The organism is Anaerostipes sp. AF04-45 (assembly GCF_003461725.1).
Taxonomy (GTDB): Bacteria; Bacillota; Clostridia; order Lachnospirales; family Lachnospiraceae; genus Anaerostipes; species Anaerostipes caccae.
The window spans coordinates 143,623-163,092 of sequence record NZ_QTXQ01000007.1 but is presented as its reverse complement, the minus strand read 5'-3'; the positions used below and the strand labels follow the sequence as shown (position 1 = coordinate 163,092).

21 protein-coding genes are annotated in these 19,470 nt (G+C 39.7%); 4 read left to right on the top strand and 17 right to left on the bottom strand.

Annotated features, from left to right (window positions below; translation table 11 throughout):
• Nucleotides 1-61: 61 nt before the first annotated feature.
• The 4 genes from DWV34_RS12105 to DWV34_RS12090 form a co-directional block, all read right to left on the bottom strand.
• Nucleotides 62-2,110, bottom strand: a complete 2,049-nt coding sequence (locus DWV34_RS12105) for a BglG family transcription antiterminator (protein WP_199485889.1) — start codon at nt 2,108-2,110, stop codon at nt 62-64.
• 169 nt (nt 2,111-2,279) lie between these two features.
• Nucleotides 2,280-3,650, bottom strand: coding sequence for a sodium-dependent transporter (locus tag DWV34_RS12100; RefSeq protein WP_006566096.1), 1,371 nt, complete (start codon nt 3,648-3,650; stop codon nt 2,280-2,282).
• A gap of 2 nt (nt 3,651-3,652) precedes the next feature.
• Entirely contained in the window at nt 3,653-5,014 is a 1,362-nt protein-coding gene (locus DWV34_RS12095) for a HAMP domain-containing sensor histidine kinase (protein ID WP_009290579.1), read from the bottom strand.
• Nucleotides 5,011-5,685 carry a response regulator transcription factor gene (locus DWV34_RS12090; protein WP_009290578.1) on the bottom strand — a complete coding sequence of 225 codons (675 nt, stop codon included), beginning with the start codon at nt 5,683-5,685 and terminating at the stop codon, nt 5,011-5,013. Before DWV34_RS12090 ends, DWV34_RS12095 begins: the two co-directional genes overlap by 4 nt.
• Nucleotides 5,686-5,806: 121 nt before the next feature.
• Between DWV34_RS12090 and DWV34_RS12085 the strand changes: the two genes are divergently transcribed.
• From DWV34_RS12085 to DWV34_RS12070, 4 genes are all read left to right on the top strand, one after another.
• Nucleotides 5,807-6,283, top strand: coding sequence for an entericidin EcnA/B family protein (locus DWV34_RS12085; RefSeq protein ID WP_009290577.1), 477 nt, complete (start codon nt 5,807-5,809; stop codon nt 6,281-6,283).
• 107 nt (nt 6,284-6,390) lie between these two features.
• On the top strand, nt 6,391-7,041 hold the full coding sequence (locus DWV34_RS12080; protein WP_009290576.1) for an Ig-like domain-containing protein: 651 nt from the start codon (nt 6,391-6,393) through the stop codon (nt 7,039-7,041).
• A 19-nt stretch (nt 7,042-7,060) separates the two neighbouring features.
• Entirely contained in the window at nt 7,061-7,735 is a 675-nt protein-coding gene (locus DWV34_RS12075) for an Ig-like domain-containing protein (protein WP_009290575.1), read from the top strand.
• Between the two features lie 71 nt (nt 7,736-7,806).
• Nucleotides 7,807-7,980: a YdeI/OmpD-associated family protein gene (locus DWV34_RS12070; RefSeq protein ID WP_022261054.1), complete on the top strand. Its 174-nt coding sequence runs from the start codon at nt 7,807-7,809 to the stop codon at nt 7,978-7,980.
• Nucleotides 7,981-8,034: 54 nt separating this feature from the next.
• Here DWV34_RS12070 and DWV34_RS12065 read toward each other — a convergent pair whose 3' ends face one another.
• The 13 genes from DWV34_RS12065 to DWV34_RS12005 all read right to left on the bottom strand — a co-directional run bounded on the left by DWV34_RS12065 (nt 8,035) and on the right by DWV34_RS12005 (nt 19,309).
• A complete protein-coding gene (locus tag DWV34_RS12065; RefSeq protein WP_009290573.1) occupies nt 8,035-8,469 on the bottom strand; it encodes a zinc ribbon domain-containing protein in 435 nt (144 codons plus the stop codon).
• Between the two features lie 80 nt (nt 8,470-8,549).
• A complete protein-coding gene (locus DWV34_RS12060) occupies nt 8,550-9,341 on the bottom strand; it encodes an N-acetylmuramoyl-L-alanine amidase (RefSeq protein WP_147510136.1) in 792 nt (263 codons plus the stop codon).
• Nucleotides 9,328-9,645 (bottom strand): phage holin family protein, encoded by a 318-nt coding sequence (locus DWV34_RS12055; RefSeq protein ID WP_118476336.1) that lies wholly within the window; start codon nt 9,643-9,645, stop codon nt 9,328-9,330. Before DWV34_RS12055 ends, DWV34_RS12060 begins: the two co-directional genes overlap by 14 nt.
• Nucleotides 9,646-9,661: 16 nt before the next feature.
• Entirely contained in the window at nt 9,662-9,946 is a 285-nt protein-coding gene (locus tag DWV34_RS12050) for a CTP synthase (RefSeq protein ID WP_118476334.1), read from the bottom strand.
• Between the two features lie 88 nt (nt 9,947-10,034).
• Complete coding sequence (locus DWV34_RS17415) at nt 10,035-11,246, bottom strand: hypothetical protein (RefSeq protein WP_187115099.1); 1,212 nt, start codon at nt 11,244-11,246, stop codon at nt 10,035-10,037.
• A 76-nt stretch (nt 11,247-11,322) separates the two neighbouring features.
• On the bottom strand, nt 11,323-11,892 hold the full coding sequence (locus tag DWV34_RS12040; RefSeq protein ID WP_118476332.1) for a putative phage tail protein: 570 nt from the start codon (nt 11,890-11,892) through the stop codon (nt 11,323-11,325).
• A 13-nt stretch (nt 11,893-11,905) separates the two neighbouring features.
• The gene (locus DWV34_RS12035) at nt 11,906-13,099 is read right to left on the bottom strand and encodes a baseplate J/gp47 family protein (RefSeq protein WP_118476330.1); all 1,194 of its coding nucleotides are present in this window, start codon (nt 13,097-13,099) and stop codon (nt 11,906-11,908) included.
• Between the two features lie 14 nt (nt 13,100-13,113).
• Complete coding sequence (locus DWV34_RS12030) at nt 13,114-13,584, bottom strand: DUF2634 domain-containing protein (RefSeq protein ID WP_118476328.1); 471 nt, start codon at nt 13,582-13,584, stop codon at nt 13,114-13,116.
• A 17-nt stretch (nt 13,585-13,601) separates the two neighbouring features.
• Complete coding sequence (locus tag DWV34_RS12025) at nt 13,602-13,931, bottom strand: hypothetical protein (protein ID WP_147342258.1); 330 nt, start codon at nt 13,929-13,931, stop codon at nt 13,602-13,604.
• The gene (locus tag DWV34_RS12020) at nt 13,892-14,899 is read right to left on the bottom strand and encodes an XkdQ/YqbQ family protein (RefSeq protein ID WP_118476324.1); all 1,008 of its coding nucleotides are present in this window, start codon (nt 14,897-14,899) and stop codon (nt 13,892-13,894) included. Before DWV34_RS12020 ends, DWV34_RS12025 begins: the two co-directional genes overlap by 40 nt.
• Before the next feature lie 12 nt (nt 14,900-14,911).
• Nucleotides 14,912-15,880 (bottom strand): PGRP and LysM peptidoglycan-binding domain-containing protein, encoded by a 969-nt coding sequence (locus DWV34_RS12015; RefSeq protein ID WP_118476322.1) that lies wholly within the window; start codon nt 15,878-15,880, stop codon nt 14,912-14,914.
• Between the two features lie 15 nt (nt 15,881-15,895).
• On the bottom strand, nt 15,896-17,563 hold the full coding sequence (locus tag DWV34_RS17730; RefSeq protein WP_233444300.1) for a hypothetical protein: 1,668 nt from the start codon (nt 17,561-17,563) through the stop codon (nt 15,896-15,898).
• A gap of 33 nt (nt 17,564-17,596) precedes the next feature.
• Nucleotides 17,597-19,309, bottom strand: a complete 1,713-nt coding sequence (locus DWV34_RS12005; RefSeq protein WP_118476320.1) for a hypothetical protein — start codon at nt 19,307-19,309, stop codon at nt 17,597-17,599.
• Between the last annotated feature and the right edge of the window lie 161 nt (nt 19,310-19,470).

The following is a 19,470-nucleotide window of genomic DNA, read 5'->3' as shown; positions in this document are numbered from 1 at the left end:
TTAATTTGCTGCTTCTATACCGGGCCGTCGCCCGAAATCTGCCTGCAGATGAAACACGAATTTAACAATACGTTTTTATAATCTCTCTGATTTCTTCTTTGCTGCCTGCTTCAGCGATCCTTCTGACATCTCTTTCACTCTCCGATAGTTTTGACAGCTGCAAAATAGCTTTTAAATGCTTCTTTTCATCCACCGGGGACAGCATAACAAACAAATGGATATTGAGACCGCCGAATAAAACCCCCTCTTTTACAGTTACAAGTGAAAGTCCCACTCTCTTTGTGTCTTTATCCGGCATCGCGTGGGGCACTGCAATTCTTCCTCCGAAAATAATATGTACCGAATTGTCGTGATACTGGGCAAGAACTCTTTTTACATATCTCTCTTCTGCATTCCCGTGGCTGATCAGCGGTCCGGAAGCCATCTGCATGACCTCTCTCCAGCCTTCTGCCCGGTCTGTTTGGATAATATATTCGTCACTCAGAAAATCCATCAGACTGAGGTCTTCCTGATCCTCTGAGTCTCCGAATCCTGTATCTGAAATTCTGGAAGAAAAATATTTCTTCAGATCTTTTAGCAGCTGCATTTCATTTCTTATCATGCCGTGCTGTTTTATAATCCTCAGCACTTCCTCCAAGTCATAGTCTGCCACTGCGATTCCATATACTTCTTCCATTACCTGCCGTCTCAACTGCCTCCGCTCTTTCTGTGAAAGCACCGGTTCCACCACAAAGAGCTTCTTTTCTGTGTTGAGATAAACCGATGAAAAAACAAACTCATACCTGCTTTCCTCCCACTCTTCAAACTCTCTCACCGATATTGCATCCAGAAAAATAAATTCGGGGAACAAATCCTTCAGGGCACTGTGCATGATCTTGGAAACTGTGATCCCGTTGGGACACACGACCAGAGCCCTCGGTTTTTCGGTAATCTTTGTACCCTGCCGCCGAAACCAGCTGGCCATGAACAGCGTCAAAAATTTAAGTTCTGCATCCGGAACCCTGCTGCCGATCAGCTGTTCCACCGGTCCGATACATCCTCTCATGATCGTATGTATTTCTTTTAGTTCCTCCTGATACATCTCTATGTTGACAATATCCAGCAGGTTTCCTGATAGTGTCAGGTTATATTTCATTCGGTAGTAAGCGGGCTTCATGTGTTTGAGAAGCATCTCTTTTAACTCTTCTCTCTCCTTAAATACCACACAGGCTTTATTCTCAAAGTCATGTACCATCTCTTCAATTGCATCCCGGATCACAGAAACTTTTTCTTCTGACAAAATCCCCAGTTCAGATATATTTGCGGACAACAGCATAAGAGCGATAAAAAACCGTTCCTGCCTGGGTACTTTCCCAAGCTCCGCCAGCAATTCGTTGGCCATGGCATATTCCTTCGTATCAGTCAATTCCTCATAAAGCATTTCTGCCTCATCCAAATATTTTCCGTCCTTAATTCTACGGCATACCAGAGCCAGACAGTACGGACTGGAATCCATTTTCTCGTCTGTAAACGTTACGTCCAGTTTTCTCTCAATGGTCTCCAGCCAATCCCGGTATTTCTGCACCTGGTCTTCCTTAAGTCTCCCGAGTTTCCGCACCAGCTGCCTGCCGTCCGGAAGGCAGATCAGCTGTCCTGCCATATCGATCAAAAGCTTTCGTTTCTCAAACTCTTTTCCATCTATGATATACCCCTGCTGCCTTGTATACTTTAACTTTGATCCATAGTCCGCAAAAAGCTGCTGGACCGCCTTTAAATCACTCAGCACCGTATTTTTACTGACTTTCAGTTCAGAAATAAAATGCTGCAGTGAGAGATCACTCTGTGTCAGGATCATAAATGCTATGATCTGTACCCTCTCTGTCTCGGAATAAAAGTAATCCTTCTTTTGCCGGAGTACTTCTCTGATCTCTTTTCCGACTTCCAGATTTCCATTTCGCTTTTTCTTTACAGGCGGTATATTCTGCTCCGCCAAATACGCGTTGATCTTTTTCAGACTGTAATCCATCTGCCGCCTGGTCAGACGAAATTTCTCTTCAATCTCACCGGAATTTTTTCGAAATCCTGCGGCAAGATCCCTGAGAATTGCACTGCTTCTCTCGTCCAGATACATATCGCATTCCCTCCTTACAAACTCATTGTATTGTACGTAATACATGAATTCAATTTCATTTCATCCCACTTTTTGTTCAGTTTGTACAATGAAATTGGGATGAATACCAAAAAAGCACGAAAATAAAGGGCCTTGGATAATTCCAAGACCCTTTTGATATTCTGCCTTTTTATTTAAATTTGTCAATGTAACCCTGTATAAATATAAAAATAACGATCAGCGGAAGAATAAATGTAACATATTTTCTCGTCCATTCCGGATATTTAATTCCTTTTCCCGCATTGGCCTCTTCACTGAAGTTCTTCCATCCCCAGCCGTATTTTGTCACACAGAACAGAAGATACACTAAAGACCCCAGTGGAAGAATATTGTTGCTCACAATAAAATCCTCCAGATCCTGAATCGTACTGTTCGCCCCAAACGGCATGATGTGACTCCAGACATTAAAGCCCAGTGCACATGGAAGCGACAATATGGTGATCAGTATCCCGTTAAAAATACTGGCTTTCTTAATCGTCCATCCCCACAGATCCTGTGCGAAAGAAATAATGTTCTGGAATACTGCGATAATGGTCGACAGCGCCGCAAAGGACATAAACAGGAAGAACAGGGCTCCCCATATCCTGGCACCCGGCATCTCGTTAAATACATTCGGCAGTGTGATAAATACCAGGTTCGGTCCGCTGTCCGGCCGCACTCCGAAAGCAAAGCAGGCCGGAAAGATAATCAGTCCTGACATAAGAGCTACAAGTGTATCTAATACCGCAACGCTGACAGCTTCTCCTGTCAGACGGTAAGACCGGTCAATATAGCTTCCGAAGATTGCGATGGCTCCAATCCCAAGACTCAGTGTGAAGAACGCCTGTCCCATCGCCGCAGAGACTACTTTCATAATCCCCTGCTCTTTCATGGCCTGAAAATCCGGCACTAAATAAAAAGACAGTCCTTTTGATGCTCCCGGAAGTGTGACGGACCTTATGACCAGCACAAGGATGACTAAAAACAGGCAGGACATCATGACCGTAGTAATCTTTTCCACCCCGTTTTGAAGCCCCAGCGAACAGATCAAAAATCCGACAACAATAACGACCAGCATCCAGAAGATCAGCACTTCCGGTTTTGACAGCAGTTCTCCGAACACGGCCTCAACCTGTTTCGGATTTTTTCCCACAAAATCACCTTTCAGCATCTTGAAGAAATAGCTGATCATCCATCCTGCCACGGTCGTATAAAACATCATCAAAAGATAGTTTCCCGCCATTCCGAAGTAACTGTACCAATGCCATTTTGTCCCTTCAGGCTCCAATGTCTGGAATGAAGTTGCAATACTTTTCTGGCTGGCACGCCCCACCGAAAACTCCATGACCATGATCGGCAGACCCAGCGCAAATAAGAAAAACAAATATACCAGTACGAAGGCGGCTCCTCCGTACTGCCCGGTTACAAACGGAAACCTCCACACATTCCCGATCCCTATGGCGCATCCTGCCGATATTAAGATAAATCCAATCCTCGATGAAAACTTTTCTCTCTTCTCCATAACTACATTTCCTTTAATTCAAATATGAATTCTGAACCTTCTCCTTCCTTGCTTTTTACCCAAATCTGTCCTTCATGTATCCTGACAATCCATCTTACCATAGACAGGCCCAGACCGGTACCCCTGACTTGGTTTTGGCTGTTCCTGCTCCTGTCTGCACGGTAAAAACGGTTCCAGATCTTGTCTAAATGTTCCGCTCCAATGCCCTGCCCGTCATCCTTCACGATTCCCCGAATCTTCCCGTCTTTTTTGAACAGAGATACCTTCACGATCCCATTTCTCTTTCCATAGTCAATGGAGTTCTCCACCAGATTGATCAGCATCCTGGTCAGAAGCATCTGGTCTCCTCTGGCTGTGAGGCCGGGCTCGATCTCACTCAGCAGATGAATCCCTTTTTCACCGGCTCTCTGTGACAGTTCCTCCAAGGTCATTTCTGCCAGCATACTCATATCCACAGGCTCAAACTGGAAATTCTCTTTTCCTCTCTCGCACCGGGCAATCATCAAAAGCTGTGAAATAAGATCCGACATTTTCTTAGCCTGCCGGAGAACAATCTGAATCTCATGTTTCTGTTCTTCACTGAGTGTATCTTCCTCCAGGGCATATTCACACTGGGCTATAATCACAGAAACCGGAGTCCTCAGTTCATGGGAAACATCGGACGTAAACTGTTTTTCGTCCTCAAACGATGCCTCCAGACGGTCAAACATTTCATTGAACGTACAAGTCAGCTGACGCATTTCATCTTCCGATTTCGGTTCCGGGAGGCGCTTTGACAAATCCGCACCGCTGCTGATCTCCCCTGCGGTAGTACAAATATCATCCACCGGTTTCAGGGCTCTTTTCGTCATCATGTATCCGATCAGCCCAATGGCCAGAATCAGGAGCGGATATACAGCTAAAAAGGCCAGCAAAACCATATGCATGATCTGTTCCATGCCGTGAATAGAGACGATTCCTCTGATCCAGATGGCCTTTCCGGTCCCGTACTGGTAAGCGGCGTCATAGATCATCCACTGCTTGCTTCCCTGCTTTATGTTTCGGACTTCATGAGACTGAAGCTTCGTCTCTTTGGGAAATTCCACAGGCATACTGCCGTGCAGCAGCCTGCCTTCCTGATCATAGATACAAAACATGACACCGTCGTCATAATAGTCTACCTCCGGGTCCAGATAATAGGTTCCGTTCTGGAACTCTATCTCGTCAGCAAAATCGGCCACCATTCCCTGTAGATCTTCCTCTGTCTTGGACAGTTCCAGCTGATTGATAAATATGAAAACCCCTGCAAATACTGCTGCCAGCACGACAGCGATCATACCTGTGTACCAAAGGGTAACTCTTTTTTTAATCGAAAATCTTCTCATTCTTCTTTCCTCAGGACGTATCCAACGCCTCTCACCGTGTGGATCAGCTTACACCCAAATCCTTCGTCAATCTTTTTCCTCAGATAACGGATGTAGACATCCACAACATTAGATCCGCCCTCAAAATCATAATTCCATGCATGCTGCTCAATCTGTTCCCTGGACAGCACAATATTTTGATTTCTCAGCATATATTCAAGGACCATAAATTCCTTGCTGGAAAGAGATATCTTTTTATCTGCACGGGTAACTTCCTTTGATTCACAGTCCAGAACCAGATCACCAATCGTCAGCCGGTTAGAAACCAGAGCTGGTTTTCTCCGCATCATAACCCGCACCCTGGCCATAAGTTCTTCAAATGAAAAAGGTTTTACAAGGTAGTCATCCGCTCCAAGGTCCAGACCCTTCACGCGGTCTTCTATGCCGTCTCTTGCAGTCAGAAACAATACCGGTGTGTCATTGCCCTCCTCCCGGATCTTTTTCAGCAGTTCCAGTCCGTTAAGTCCAGGAAGCATAATATCCAGAATGATACCGTCATAATCTGCCATATTGATATAATCCAGTGCATCCAGGCCATTTCCGCAGTCATCTGCAGTGTAATGCTCTTTCATCAGTTTCTTTTTTAAGATGCTTCTCAAATCCTCTTCGTCTTCCACAATTAACAGGCGCATGTCATACCTCCATATGGAACTATTATAATATAAATGTAATTTTATGAAAACGTTTTAATTTAATTTTAATAATCGGGAACTATAATAAAGTTATCAAAGATATAAGAAAGGAGATTTTATTATGAAAAATAAAATAACAGCCATATTAGCCTGCGGAGCATTTGTATTCTTACTTGCAGGATGCCAAAGCACACCGAAAGACCAGGCCGAAGCAACTACCACACAGGACATTGCCACGACGGCAGAGGGAACCGAAAATGCCACAGAAAATTCAACAGAGACTCAGGCGACCGCTTCCGACACACCTGACTTCAGCAAATATGAGACAAAAATCTCACAGATTACAAAAAAAATCCAGGCAGCAAAACCCATCTCCGATGTTTCCAAAAATCAGGATAAATTTTATAGTTTGAAAAAGGAACTGGATGCCATCGACCATGAACTGGATACTCTGGATGACGATTATGAGCATCAGTATGATACCGGAAAGCTCTCAGCTGCAAAATATAAAGAAATCGAACGCAGGATTGACGCTCTGGAAGACAAACTTGACTTTGCAGAAGATACTTTAGAAAACAAATTTGGCATCGATGATTAACCGCTGAATTTTATTTTCAATATCTCAGGCCTGTTTCCTGTCAGCATGCGGGGCAGGCCGGAAGATATTGTCACTGCAAACGTATTTAATGACGAAGGAGGTAAGCCATGAAAGTCAAAAAAATCTTGTTAATGTTCATGGGATTCATGATGGGACTTTCCCTTTCCCTGTCTCCTGCAGTAATTCATGCAGACAGCGACGACCCGAAACCCACTTCTATCCGAAAACTCAACTATAAAAAGAGAACTGTCAGAGTCGGGCAGAAGTTTGAATTGAAGGCTTATGCAAGGCCATATGATTACGATGACGACCAGCTCATCTGGTCTACCGGCAACAAAAAAATCGTAAAAATTGTCAGCAAAGACCGCAGAGACGATGATATTACATTAAAAGCCATGAAAACCGGAAAAGTAAAGATTACCTGCCGCATCCGGGGAACAAAGAAAAAGAAAACCTGCACCATAACGGTAAAGAAAAAAGCGAAAAAGAAATACATAAAACCAACAAAGATCAAACTGGAAGATAAACGGATGGATGTAGACGTAAATGATACAGAGGATATTGATTATAAGGTATATCCAAAAAAGGCTACAAACAAAAAAGTAACCTTCCGTTCCGGCAATAAAAGAATAGCAACCGTAAACTCCCGCGGTGATGTGAGAGGAATCCGCCCGGGCAGAACAAAGATTACACTGACATGTAAAGCTAATCCAAAGGTAAAAGCTTACGTATATGTAATTGTAGAATATGACGATTAAAGATTCATGGGAGGAAAATATGAAAATTAAAAAATTACTGCCTGCTGTACTGGCAGCATTGTTAAGTCTGACGGTCATTATATCACCGCTCAGCATCCATGCCGACGAAGATGATCCAAAACCGACCTCTATAAGAAGGCTGAATTACTCTAAGAAGACCCTGCGGGTAGGACAAAAATTTGAGCTGGAAGCCTACGCGCGCCCTTCTGACTACGACGATGACCAGCTGATCTGGTCTACCAGCAACAAAAAAATTGTGAAGATCGTAAGCAGAGACCGCAGAGATGATGACATCACTGTAAAAGCAGTGAAAACTGGAAAAGTTAAAATCACCTGCCGTATCCGTGGTACAAAGAAGAAAAAGACTTGTACGATCACGGTAAAGAAAAAAGCAAAAAAGAAGTATACAAAGCCAACCAGAATCTGGGTGGAAGACCGCTACACCGATGTAGATGTTCATGATTGGGAAGACATCGAATACAAGGTTTATCCCCGGACTGCCACAAACAAGAAGGTAACGTTTTCTTCCAGCAACAAAAAAGTTGCGACTGTCAATTCCAAAGGTTATATCTATGGCAAAAAACCTGGCAGAGCAACCATCACGCTGACTTGCAAAGATAATCCGAAGGTAAAAGCCTACGTCCACGTTTATGTGGAATGGGACGACGACGATGATTATGACGATTACGACTGACTGCAATGCATAGAATGTTAATTCCGTATTTTTTGTCTGATTCCGGTCATACTATTTCTGAGGTGATGACTATGAGAAATGAAGATATTCCAATCGGATTTACCATGGAACTGGCACAGCACGAAAATGCCCTGTCTGCATTTTCATCGCTGACTTCTGACCAACAGCGTCAGGTCATCGACGGTGCCAAACAGATGAAGACCCGGCAGGAAATGCGGAATTATGTTGAAAACCAATTCAAATAAAAAAGAACAGGAAGCAAAAATTTGATTTTGTTTCCTGTTCTTTTTGTTTTCCTGTCACTGTTTTACAAACTCAGGATTTTTCATCACATAGTTTATCTTGGTCTTATCGTTCCAATACCCTGCGAGAGCCACCGGAAACCATCCGATTAACACGTTTACAATGAGCGTTACGATGAGAAGCTTCTTCTTATTCTGATAAGACTGCACCAGATCTACAGATGAATTTTTCACTTTTTCCGCCTGCACAAACCTTAAAATAATAACGACTACATTATAAATGGCTCCAAACCAGACAAACCAATAACTTAATGCTAACCATGCATAGAAAAGTGTTACAACACTCCAAAAGATACCGGAATTCTGCTCTTTCCTGCTCAGAAACAAACGAAACTGCTGATCCTTTTCATTTAGAACCTCCAGCTTTACGCCGCACCATTCACAGTACAGAGCATCCTCCCTGTTCTCTTTACCACAATTCTGACAAATCATCTCTCTCCCTCCGAATCATCGTATTGTTGTAACTAAATTATAACACAGAATTTTACCCACAAAACAATTCCCTTACTGGATCATTGTAATATTTTTATATATTTTGAACTGCAGTAACCTGTACGTCCATTATAAGTGACCTTATACCATTTATTTTTTTCACTTAAAACTTCTACCTTAGCCCCTTTCGGCATCCTATAAATAATTTTTCCCATTAAAGATGCTTTGTTTCTCAGCCTTAAGGGGTCCTTCTTAGTAATTACTTTTCCTATTTTAATTTTAGATTCATTACTTGCTTTTTTTGATGTTTTATTATCAATATCTTCCATAATAATCCCTTTCGCAATAGCCTCTGCAATTTTTTTATATCCAATCTTTTTATAAATCTCGTAATCATCTTTGTCATCAACAAAACATACTTCTACTAAAATTGCTTTATTAACCGTATGATTTAGATAATAAAGATTGTTTGTTGTTTTCGTCCCCCGATCCAGAAATCCAAGTTTAACCATATTTTTTCGGATTTGTTTTGACACTTCTTTCTTTATACCGATATCTGCCGAACAATATATTTCACATCCAGCTGCCTTCTGATCTCCCTTAGGATCATTTCTTCCTGAATTCAAATGTATGGAAATATCAAGAATTACGCTTCTTTTATTACATTTTTCAACAATCTTTTTTAAAACATCCGATTGACTTTTGCCATTATTACATGTGCAGTCATAAACTTTTTGTGCATAGGATTTTAAAAGTCTGATGACTTCTTTTGTAATTAACCGATTTTCTCTGGATTCATCTAACAACCCACATGCCCCGCATGCTACTTTCCCTGGTGGGTTATGACCTGCGCTTATATTATAGCTTCCCATTCTGACCGCCTCCATCTTCCTTTTTATTCTCTTCTGATGCCCCGGTATCCACACCTTCCATCATTCTCGTAAAAGTTTGGTGCAGACCAGTACTTGCCAAACCAGTAATTGCACCATATACAATGGACTCCATTGATACTGTTTCTTCTGTAATACATCCAAGAACTGCTCCCAGAACCACAAGGATTAATGGAATATATTTGTTTGGTATAAAATCCAGAGATTTTTTAATCACATAACCAACAGCCAGGCATGCAGCCAATACAATAGAAATATAATATTGTGATATAAAATCTAAACTCATACTTATGTACTCCTTTCTATTTTTCAATAATGCTTTCTAAAAGCTCGTCTCTTATTTTTTTCATATTATCAATACCGTTTCCGGTAATTTGGTGGTTCAGCATTGCAGCCAAACATTTTGACTGCTGACGCTGCATTTCTTCCAATTTCTTTAAGCGGCGGTAATCATTCTCCGAGTGTGCTTCTAGAAGTTCAACCCGGTTACTGAATTTAAATGCCGGATGTATAATTTTATATATGACTGCACCGGCGCCGCCTATAATGCTGATTCCGCCACAGATTGCTAAAATTTGTTCAAACATAAAGCTCCTTTCTATATAAAAAAGACCACTTAGTATGGCCTTAAAAGAATTAAAATAAAAATATTCAGTTTGACAGCTAAATTCAGATTTATTTTGCTACATATGAGCCGTTAATCAGTAGTGAAGCCCCAGAATTATGTGTAGTTTCTACATAGACTGCTCCATCATAAGTTACCTTTGCGCGTGAATAAGTAGATGCTGAACTATCGTATACATTTATTATTGCTAATTCAGAAAGTGGTTTCGGTAGGCCACTACATAAAACTTTTCCGGCAGCAATATTGGTTGCAAGTAACACCTGAAACGACACGCAAACTGTTTTCCCTATTGACACGTAGCCATTAGAAAAAGTACCATATCCAAAAGTATTATTAACCGTCTTTACTTCTGTTGCTATATTATCCAAATCCGAATTTAGCTGTGTAACCTGACTCTTAACTTCATTTACAGCTCCTACCAGATTCTGTTTTTCACCTGTCGTTAAATTTTGTAAGCTTCCCACTGCATTATCCAGCTTATTTAAAACTGCCGCCTGCTCTTTTGTCATTAAACCATTCAGTTCTGAGGTTGCATTTGGAATCGAATTAGAACTAATTGCAACCCAGTCTGTCCCATTAAATCTATATGTATAGTCTGTATCCTTGACATTTACTGTCCATCCATCCTGAGGTTTCGGATACATTTCCAGAATATCAGTGTATGTATCTACCGCTTCTTTCCAATCTATATTTGTCTCAAATGCTGAAAACTTATTGTCAATCTCTGCCTTTGTATATTTATCACTAAATATATTTTTTTCTTCCAGAGTTACATGTATATCAACATTATTTGCATGCTCTTGAAATGTCCTCATTGAAGTTAATCCTGCTGGAGTAATACTTAACTCAAATGGATTCTCTTCTGAATTTTTAAAATGGAAATTCCATACAATCGAGTAGCCCGGACTCTCCTGTTCTGTGGGGATATCTTTTCCCTTTGCTGCCTGAGCAATACAGTACAAAATTTCTCCTTCGTCAGGGTCTTCTGCATAAAATCCTACCTGCCACAACTCATAACTCTCCGTCAAACCAATATTATCAAGCAATACTGGAATAATGATATTATCATCTGCAATTGTAGCCGGCTGTATTGTTAACTCTTGTACGGGGTTGGCAACCTCTGTTTGCTGTCTGAGATACATTGCAGAAACCTTTCCCGCACCTGTCTTTACTTTTGTAATTTTTAATGTTTCTCCATTTATCAATTTATTTTGTAAATCTGCACCTTTTTCTGTCAAAGACGCATTTTCCCATATATCCATTACTTCACCTCTGCTTTAAATCTTTTTAATGACCGATCACTGCCTTCCATTGAAGCCATGTGCCGATGTTGTCTCTTTATAACACTTCTACTTTATAAAATTCATGTTCCGAAATACACATTCCATAGTAAATGTTTACTACTGCCTCAATGACTTCTGAAACTTTCAGCTCATAAATAAGATGTGCCGGTTTCACTCTGTCAAGAAATGATTTTGCAGGTTTCAAATCCTGTACATATCCTCTCACAAGAACACTAAACTGGTTCTCCCCCGTGTTCTCTTTCACCTCAACTTTATGTCCCAGCATTGAAGTGAGAACGTCCTCAATCCTTTTTGGATTATTAAATCTCCGACCCATTTTTTCCAGAAGATTTCTCCTTCGATCTTCTTCTGTGGCATCTAAATCAGGAACAATTCCATATTGTTTTTCCCAATAATCCAGAGACCATAAATCCGCAGTCTTAACTGAAAGCTGATCCCTAAAAGTATCAGGGAATTCATCTAACTCATCTAATACACATCCGATACAGTTAAATAAATGCAGTGCACTGTAAGCTTCTCCATAAACCGGACTTACAAAATCCATAATTTTTTGTGCTTCCGGGCTGGTCAGTATTTTATCCATTAATTCCGTTTTATTGTACATACGAGACCCTCCCCTAATTACTGCTTTCAGCCAGGCTCAAAGTAACGGCTGCCTCAGGAATAACATTTGGATCTACTGCAATATTATCTGTCTTTCCTTCCGCATCTCCGTCTTTACTGATTACAAGACCAGAATAGTCATAGACGCCCTCTGTATCACCCAGTATATTAGAAATTTGAGTGTACCTGATCTTTCCTTCATTTACTGTCGCTTTAAGATAATTATTCACAGCCTTTCTAAATATATCTGTTACGGTTGTGAGTTCTGCCCCCGCTTTCAGTTCAACGGCTGCGTTAATGTTGATGATCAGATTATCCGGAGTAACTACTTCCACTTTGGCATTGACCGGCGCCAGACGATTTTCCGGATTGTCCGGACTCATAATGTAATTGGTCACTTTATCTTTTAATTCCTGTATATTTAATTCATCATTTGCAGGCGTAATCACAATCTTTACTTTTCCGCTGTTGTCTTCAGGACTGAAAACAATTGCAGTATCCACACCTTCTACTGACAAGGCCCAGCGTTTATAATCACTGACATTTCCAACAAAAGAATCTCCCTGAGACTGGTCATATTCCATAATTCTTTCTCTCAGGCTTTCATCGTCTTCCTCTTCTGCTCCTCCGATGATCGGTTCAGGGTTTGTAACCTCTGCAATTCCTTCGATGATATCTTCTTCCAAATTCACTGTATTTTTGGCGCTATTTCCGTTTAATCCAGCCTCTGTACATTGAATCTTTACATCGACACCATCTTCTGCGGTTATCGTGGCTTCTTCCAGCGTTTCATACTCTTTCTCAGGTTCATCATTGATGCTCTCCGTAGTAAAAATACTTCCCTCTGGGATTACAGTACCTAAAGTTCCTGTAATATGTAAAATTCCGGCGGCATTCATAGCCTCTTTCCGCTGAATCCCCCTTGTCTCTGCGTGATAATCAAGAAAAGCACCTTCTGCATATCTTGGCCAGATTAGCTTCAGTGCTTCTACTAATTCAAATTCCTTCATTCTAGAAACTTCTATCGCGGTTGGTTTTGTAAGATCGTAAACATATCCGCCTTCTGATTTATCAATATCATCCGGAAGATAATCCAGCATCTTTTTATGTATTTCTTCTTCACTGGAATTATCTAGAAATGACGGAACTACAAAATCATCCTCTTCTAATTCTTCCTCATCTATCGTCTCTAAAAGTTCTTCGTCCATCTGTATCCTCCTTCCTACCTCTCAATCGTTGTGTTTAGTTCAATCTCATTTGAATCAATTCCGAGTACATTGCAGGTAACTTCCAGCGAATCGGCATTCTTCCATTGAAATGTTACTGATTTTACCATATCCGTCCTCTGATATGGATCTGCTTCCAAAGCTTCTGTAATCTCGTTTTCTAAAATGCTTTCTGCCTCTTTTCGAGACTCTGCCTGAAAAACACTCTCGATATCTATTCCAATATCATCACTGTAAGCCTGACAAACATATCGTTTCGTTTTCAGTACTTTCATACACCACTGAATCCATGCATCCACTCCGTCGGCTTCTACCAGTTTTTTTGTTCCGTCTCTTTTGAAGTCACCCAAGTTTTCGTCAAAGTAAATACTTTTTTTATATCCAATCGCTTCTTCATCCTGTCCGTCATCTATTTCATCCAGTTCTAATTCTTCCTCTTCAAAATCTTCCGGAAAAAGATTATCCATTTTATCACCTCTTATTCTTATCCTTTGGAAATTTTCCCAATCACTACCGGTGTTTCATCTGCCCAGAGGACAACCACTCTGTCTTTATCCTTTAATATATTTTTCTGCCCTCCTGCTGCCTCAGCAGTATCAAAACTGCAGACAGCATACTCATCTTTTCCCATAACATCTTTAGGAAAACTGTCAAGTATTAGTCCCTTAGATGTTATAGTTCCAAGTTCTGCTGTCGGCGAATAGCCGAAATCTTTAACTTTCCCCATTCTTTTCTGCAGGATAGCAGCCAGTCTGACACTTCCTTTTGCAGCCATTATTTTTCTACCTCCAATTTCATTTTTCCATTCAGACAATCATGCTCAACACCAACAACAATATAGTACCCCTCCAGGGCCCCCGCATTGCTCTTAATTTTATGTCCTTTTCTGATATAAGGATTATTGACTGCTTCTAAAGTCCGCTCATATTTGGGCTTCCCATGTTCCTTCAGGATTTCTTTTGCTTCTTTCTTTGCATGCACTGCTTTTTTATCATCTGAATCCCGCATAATAATCTCTTGTAAAGTACCATACTTTTTGGTATCACCTTTCACAACTGTTACTTTCTTAGGCGGCTGTTCCTTTGTCGACTGAGATTCTTGTTCTCTGTAAATAGCAACCTTCGTGATAACGCCATCCATAGTAACTTTCGTGTTTTCCGTAAGGGCTGACTCTTTGCTGTTAATTGTATAAATCTTAGAATTGGTCCCCCGTTTTTTAACTGTCAAAGCCCCTTTTTCAAAAGAGATCACATATTTTGTGCCAGTTTTCTTTTTCACTTCATTCAGCACCGCAATAATCGCATCTGATACATTTACATCTCGTATGATCGTGCGTTTATGTTTGATGTTTTTATACTGAAAATTCAGTTTCACTCCCCATCGTTTACAGATTGTCTGGAGAATACTTTTCGTACTCTTCCCTTTTGCAAAGAAGAAGTTATCTTTCGTATTCTGAAGATATATCAGCCTGTCATATGCAGTCAGTGTCAAATCTTTTGTTACATCACTGGTGTAATCTTTTTCCCAGATTGTTCCGCGGAAAATTTCCTTATATTTTTTTCCTGTCTTACAGTATAAAACCAGGCTGTCTCTGACTGTAATATTGTTATACAAATACTTCTTTTTATCTTTAATATTTGGAATTGTGATTGTAACTCCCTGAGCCAGATCATCCTGATTTTGTGTTACTGTAAGTTCTGTCAAAATATTGGTGACATTATATGCAGCCTTTTTTGTTTTGATGGTACATTTGTAAATAGGATTCTGAAGTGTTCCATTCATAATTCTTGCCTCCTAACTAACCATCTTGGTTAAAGTATCAATTCCTGCGATTCCATCCGCACTTAAATTATGTTTTTTCTGATATTTCTTAATTTTTGCTTTTGTTTTAGATCCGCAGATTCCATCCTTGGTTGCTCCGACTTTTCCCTGTACAAATTTAACAACTTCACCTCTGCTTCCGACTTTGATAAATATCTTTTTCAAAACAGTTTTTGTAGAAGCATCCAGTTTTCCGTTTGTCGGCACTTTTCCATACTTTTTGTCTTTATTAATTGCTTTCTGCAGTGCAAGAATCGAAAGCTTTTTCTTTTCAGCCGAAGTGGCCGGCGGAATCGTAAGCACTTGTCCCCTATAAATTGTATATTTAGATTTTACTTTCTCTCCCTTTTTTTTCATCTCCGCATTCTTTTTGTCAATCAGAGCCTTATTTGCTTTATAAATTCTTTGATACTTTGATCCGTCACCATAAAACTTTTTAGAAATATCCCGCAATGTTTCTGATTTTCGTTTAACTTTATATTTCTTTGTTCCCTTTTTACTTTTTCTTACTGTACGGTTCAATTTCAATTCTGCTGCCTCTATAAATAAGATCGTATATTTATAATCTCCAGCAGCAGAAATAGTATAGTTAAACTCCTCCACATACATTGTTTTTGATTTCAGAGGCGTTTTAGAAATCTGGACCTGGACTTTTTTGTGCTTTTTTCGCCAGTTCTCAATCTTTTCTATATATTCACCGGGCTGTTTCAGCTCATCATGAATAAACTCAAAACGCTTTCTCGTAATTGCCGGAAAAATTCCTTCCCATCCAATCGTGCTCAAATTACGTCCTTTTGGAATACTTACCTTCCCTAAGTCAAGAATTTCATATTCCTGAAGCCTTGAGGAACTTTTGTATTCCAGCTCTTCCGGAGGAAGGGGAATCGTAATATTTTCTTTTTTATTTCCCAGCTCATATAATTTTATACTAACTTCCTTCACTTTTTCCTCCTTTTATTATGCTACAGGAATGTTTTTGTAGGCTCCTTCTACAGCATCTGCTATGATAGAACATAGTTCATCTGATACCTGTCCTTTCTGTGCCCTTAATAGCTGCAGTAAATTTACATTTTTTCCTGCCCCATCGCCGCTTCCTTTCACATTGATAGAAATATTTCCTACGGAAACTTTTACCCCAGACTTTTTATTTCCTGAAGAGGTTTTACCATTGCCCCCAGCTTTATGTACTGCATTCTTTTTAGGTTTCTTGACTGTCTCTCCCGGATTGGCACCCACGATCGCACCGTTGGCATAACCCGGCACTCCAAGCATAGCACCTGCCTGATTCCATAAATCCAAACCTCGCTGCCGGCGTTTAGCTCCAAGAGGAATAATTGCCTCTGGTCCGTCTTCACCGACATAACTAAGGGTTGTTTTATTTACAAGACCGCCATCCGCATATGGGCTTACTGCAGTAGGAAATGGAATGTATGCACCCGTCTTTGATTTATGTACTGCATCTCTTGCTATTTTTTCTCTTTCTTTTTTTGACAAATTTCTAGATTTTCTTCGTGTGGAACCTCTTTTACTCGAATTTGATCCAGTACTATGTTTTCCATTATAATTTGAATGTGAAGGCACGATAGAATTATTGCCTAATGGATTCCACGGCTGGAACAATGGAAGAATTGGTGATTTTTTTGGTTTATATATTTTTTCTTTTTGTCCAGGTTTTCTTATAACTAAACCATCCGCAGTTTCTTTAATCCAATAGGTATCTTTATCTTGAGATGAAGAATTATTTTTTTTATTGGTATTTGAATCTAACTCTGGTTTTTTCCAATTTAAATTTGTATGATACATATCATAAGGCATTTGATTAAGTGCACTAGTTGATTTCCCAGTTTTCTGCTTCTTCCCAGGAAAAACATGATATTGATCATATGGGATATTCTGAGGATTTGAAGTAGGCAGCCTTGATAAAGCTCCTAAAATTATATCCGCATGGCTGATTCTATTTCCACTGAAATCATCCCCATAATTTTCTAACGGCTTATTATCTATTTTTTTGAACGAATAGGCATTAGATGTTGCAGTATCTGCTGATGTTGGCTTATCTGATTTTCTCCTTACATCTCCGTCTTTGAACTCTACTCCCATTATCTCTCTACTATTGTCAGTGACATTATCGCCCAAATAATCTGCAAATTTATCGAGTCTATCATTCACAAAGGCATCAACTATAGGTATACTATCTATTAGAAAGAGCGTTTTTACCCCTTTATATCCAGCTTTAAAAGTCCCACCTAATATTTCTTTTACCAGTGCCTTTCCCGTGTCTTCTTCTTTTTCTAGTTTCTCTATTTTTTCCTTAAGAAAAGGAGATGTCTGAGAACCCACCAAAGGATACTTCAGCCATTTTAGTAATGTATTTTGTAATCCAGTAATTGTGGGGTTTATAATATTCTTTTTACTAACATTTTTTATTTTTTGTCTCCATCTTTCTTCTTCTTTAGATAGTTCCTGATTATGTGCCTTAAAATAGGTATCTTCTCTCATCCATTGTTTGTTTGAGGAATTCAATAAAGATAAATATTTCTTTATGTCATATTTCTTTTTTCTTCCTGAATTTTTCTTTTTCTCAGAGTCCTCTTCGTCTCCTGAAATTATAATTGTATCTGACATTTTTTACCTCCTTTCTTTGCATAATTTCAACCCCTATACTGCTGTTGGAATATTTTTATATGCCCCTTTTAAAGCATCAGCAATTACAGAACAAAGTTCATCTGAAATCTGCCCCCTCTGCTCTTTTAATAATTTCAGCAAGTCCAGATTTTCCCCTGAATTTTCTGAGCTTCCCTTTAAATTCACAGAAACATTACCAACCGAAATTTTTATTGAGGATTCATCATAGTCTGCAGATTTTTTCACTTTTTTTGATAACTTATAGATCTTTTGTTTATTACGATCCACCGGTACTCCAAGCATAGCTCCTACCTGATTCCACAGATCCATTCCTCTTTGTCTGCGTTTGCTTCCGAGAGGAATGATCGCTTCTGGTCCGTCTTCTCCTACATAACTAAGAGTGGTTCCATTTACAACTCCTCCATTAGCGTGGCGTTTTACTTTTGGCCCCGGCATAAATCCCATCATCATAGCCATTCCAAATTTGCCCCACTTTAGAGCTTCTTCTTGTTCTCTCTTTGTAGCCTTCCTTGCCTTGCTGTTACCGGACCCATTTCTTCTATATACAGGAACATTTTTATCTGATTGATTGCTGTTGTTCATTCCCGGGGGCTTAACCAGATTCAATAAAGGTTTCTTCTCTTTCTTTAACAAAACTTTCTCTTGTGTAAATGGAAGTTCCACGATCAGACCGTCATTCGTTTCTCTTATCCAGTATCTCTCTTGCTGCTCTTTTCCCACAGTGTTTTTATTCCTTGTCTGATTTAAACCTGAATGATACATATCATATGGTATTCTTGAAGCAGTATTTTTTGACTTTTGAGGCTTTACTTTTGTACCCGGAAAAATATGATACGGATCATATGGCATAGAAGTTTGGACATCATTGTTCGTTTCAATAGATATATTCTCTTTTGCATAATCATATAATTCACCTACTTTGTCTTTTACAGAATCCTCTGCAAATGCTGATATTACCAAAGCAGTAACACCGACTGCAACTCCTCCTACCCCTGTCATAGGTAATCCTAATTTTACAGCACCATGTAATAAACCTTTTGTCACCAATGCCGAAGTGAAACCTCCTGCGGTTTCCTGTAAAATAGCCTTTGTTTTGTCTTCACTGCTTAGCACTTCATAACCGCTTGTGGCAAGAGAATATAACCCAGCTGCTTTCAAGCCTTTTTCAGTTTTTTTGAGAATTGATTGATAAGCTGCTTTCTTATAAAAGTTTTCATAAATCTGTGATTCAAAGACTATCTTTTCTAATTTTTTATCTGCCGCTTCTGTATATATTTCATCAACTGCAGTGATTGATATCTCCTCCATCAATGAATTAAAGCTCTGCATTTGGTTTTGACCTGATTTATGTTTCTCTGCCCAGCCAGCTTTCATTTGTTCATATTCAGCTTCTGTTATTCCAGTTTTGTTGTAAAAAATAATATCTTCTATATCAAGTGCAACGCCTGTTTCCTGTAATATTTTAGCATATGCTCTATTTGTTTTTTCCGGGTCAGATTTATAATCAAAAACATCCGAATACTTAATCTTCTCTTTTCCGCCACTTTGTAAGATAATATTAAATGCCTCTGAAAACGTAAGATTTCCGGCGTTTATACCTGGCTTATTTTTCTTTGAACTGTTTCTAAAAGACCCATTATAATATTTAGAAGCATATTTTAACCTGTTTTTTTTATCAGAAGGAATTAAGTTACTATCTATTCCGATTACAACTGTATCAGACATTTACTCTTCCTCCTTCCATTTTATAAGATTTTCCAATTCTATCTCTGTGGAGGCAAGGACAAATGCCCTCTCTCCCCGGCTTAAACCGAGGATTTCTGAGGGCAGTTTTCCCTGTTTCTGCCAGATGTAATGTAGCTTCCAGGCTAGCGGACTAGCCTCAA

Coding starts and splice junctions, on each gene's coding strand:
- DWV34_RS12040 (WP_118476332.1), bottom strand. CDS start 11,892: ATGTACAATAAAACGGAATTAATGGATAAAATACTGACCAGCCCGGAA.
- DWV34_RS17415 (WP_187115099.1), bottom strand. CDS start 11,246: ATGGATATATGGGAAAATGCGTCTTTGACAGAAAAAGGTGCAGATTTA.
- DWV34_RS17730 (WP_233444300.1), bottom strand. CDS start 17,563: ATGTCAGATACAATTATAATTTCAGGAGACGAAGAGGACTCTGAGAAA.
- DWV34_RS12035 (WP_118476330.1), bottom strand. CDS start 13,099: ATGGACGAAGAACTTTTAGAGACGATAGATGAGGAAGAATTAGAAGAG.
- DWV34_RS12070 (WP_022261054.1), top strand. CDS start 7,807: ATGAGAAATGAAGATATTCCAATCGGATTTACCATGGAACTGGCACAG.
- DWV34_RS12085 (WP_009290577.1), top strand. CDS start 5,807: ATGAAAAATAAAATAACAGCCATATTAGCCTGCGGAGCATTTGTATTC.
- DWV34_RS12105 (WP_199485889.1), bottom strand. CDS start 2,110: ATGTATCTGGACGAGAGAAGCAGTGCAATTCTCAGGGATCTTGCCGCA.
- DWV34_RS12060 (WP_147510136.1), bottom strand. CDS start 9,341: ATGGGAAGCTATAATATAAGCGCAGGTCATAACCCACCAGGGAAAGTA.
- DWV34_RS12100 (WP_006566096.1), bottom strand. CDS start 3,650: ATGGAGAAGAGAGAAAAGTTTTCATCGAGGATTGGATTTATCTTAATA.
- DWV34_RS12090 (WP_009290578.1), bottom strand. CDS start 5,685: ATGCGCCTGTTAATTGTGGAAGACGAAGAGGATTTGAGAAGCATCTTA.
- DWV34_RS12080 (WP_009290576.1), top strand. CDS start 6,391: ATGAAAGTCAAAAAAATCTTGTTAATGTTCATGGGATTCATGATGGGA.
- DWV34_RS12005 (WP_118476320.1), bottom strand. CDS start 19,309: ATGTCTGATACAGTTGTAATCGGAATAGATAGTAACTTAATTCCTTCT.
- DWV34_RS12055 (WP_118476336.1), bottom strand. CDS start 9,645: ATGAGTTTAGATTTTATATCACAATATTATATTTCTATTGTATTGGCT.
- DWV34_RS12020 (WP_118476324.1), bottom strand. CDS start 14,899: ATGAATGGAACACTTCAGAATCCTATTTACAAATGTACCATCAAAACA.
- DWV34_RS12075 (WP_009290575.1), top strand. CDS start 7,061: ATGAAAATTAAAAAATTACTGCCTGCTGTACTGGCAGCATTGTTAAGT.
- DWV34_RS12095 (WP_009290579.1), bottom strand. CDS start 5,014: ATGAGAAGATTTTCGATTAAAAAAAGAGTTACCCTTTGGTACACAGGT.
- DWV34_RS12050 (WP_118476334.1), bottom strand. CDS start 9,946: ATGTTTGAACAAATTTTAGCAATCTGTGGCGGAATCAGCATTATAGGC.
- DWV34_RS12030 (WP_118476328.1), bottom strand. CDS start 13,584: ATGGATAATCTTTTTCCGGAAGATTTTGAAGAGGAAGAATTAGAACTG.
- DWV34_RS12065 (WP_009290573.1), bottom strand. CDS start 8,469: ATGATTTGTCAGAATTGTGGTAAAGAGAACAGGGAGGATGCTCTGTAC.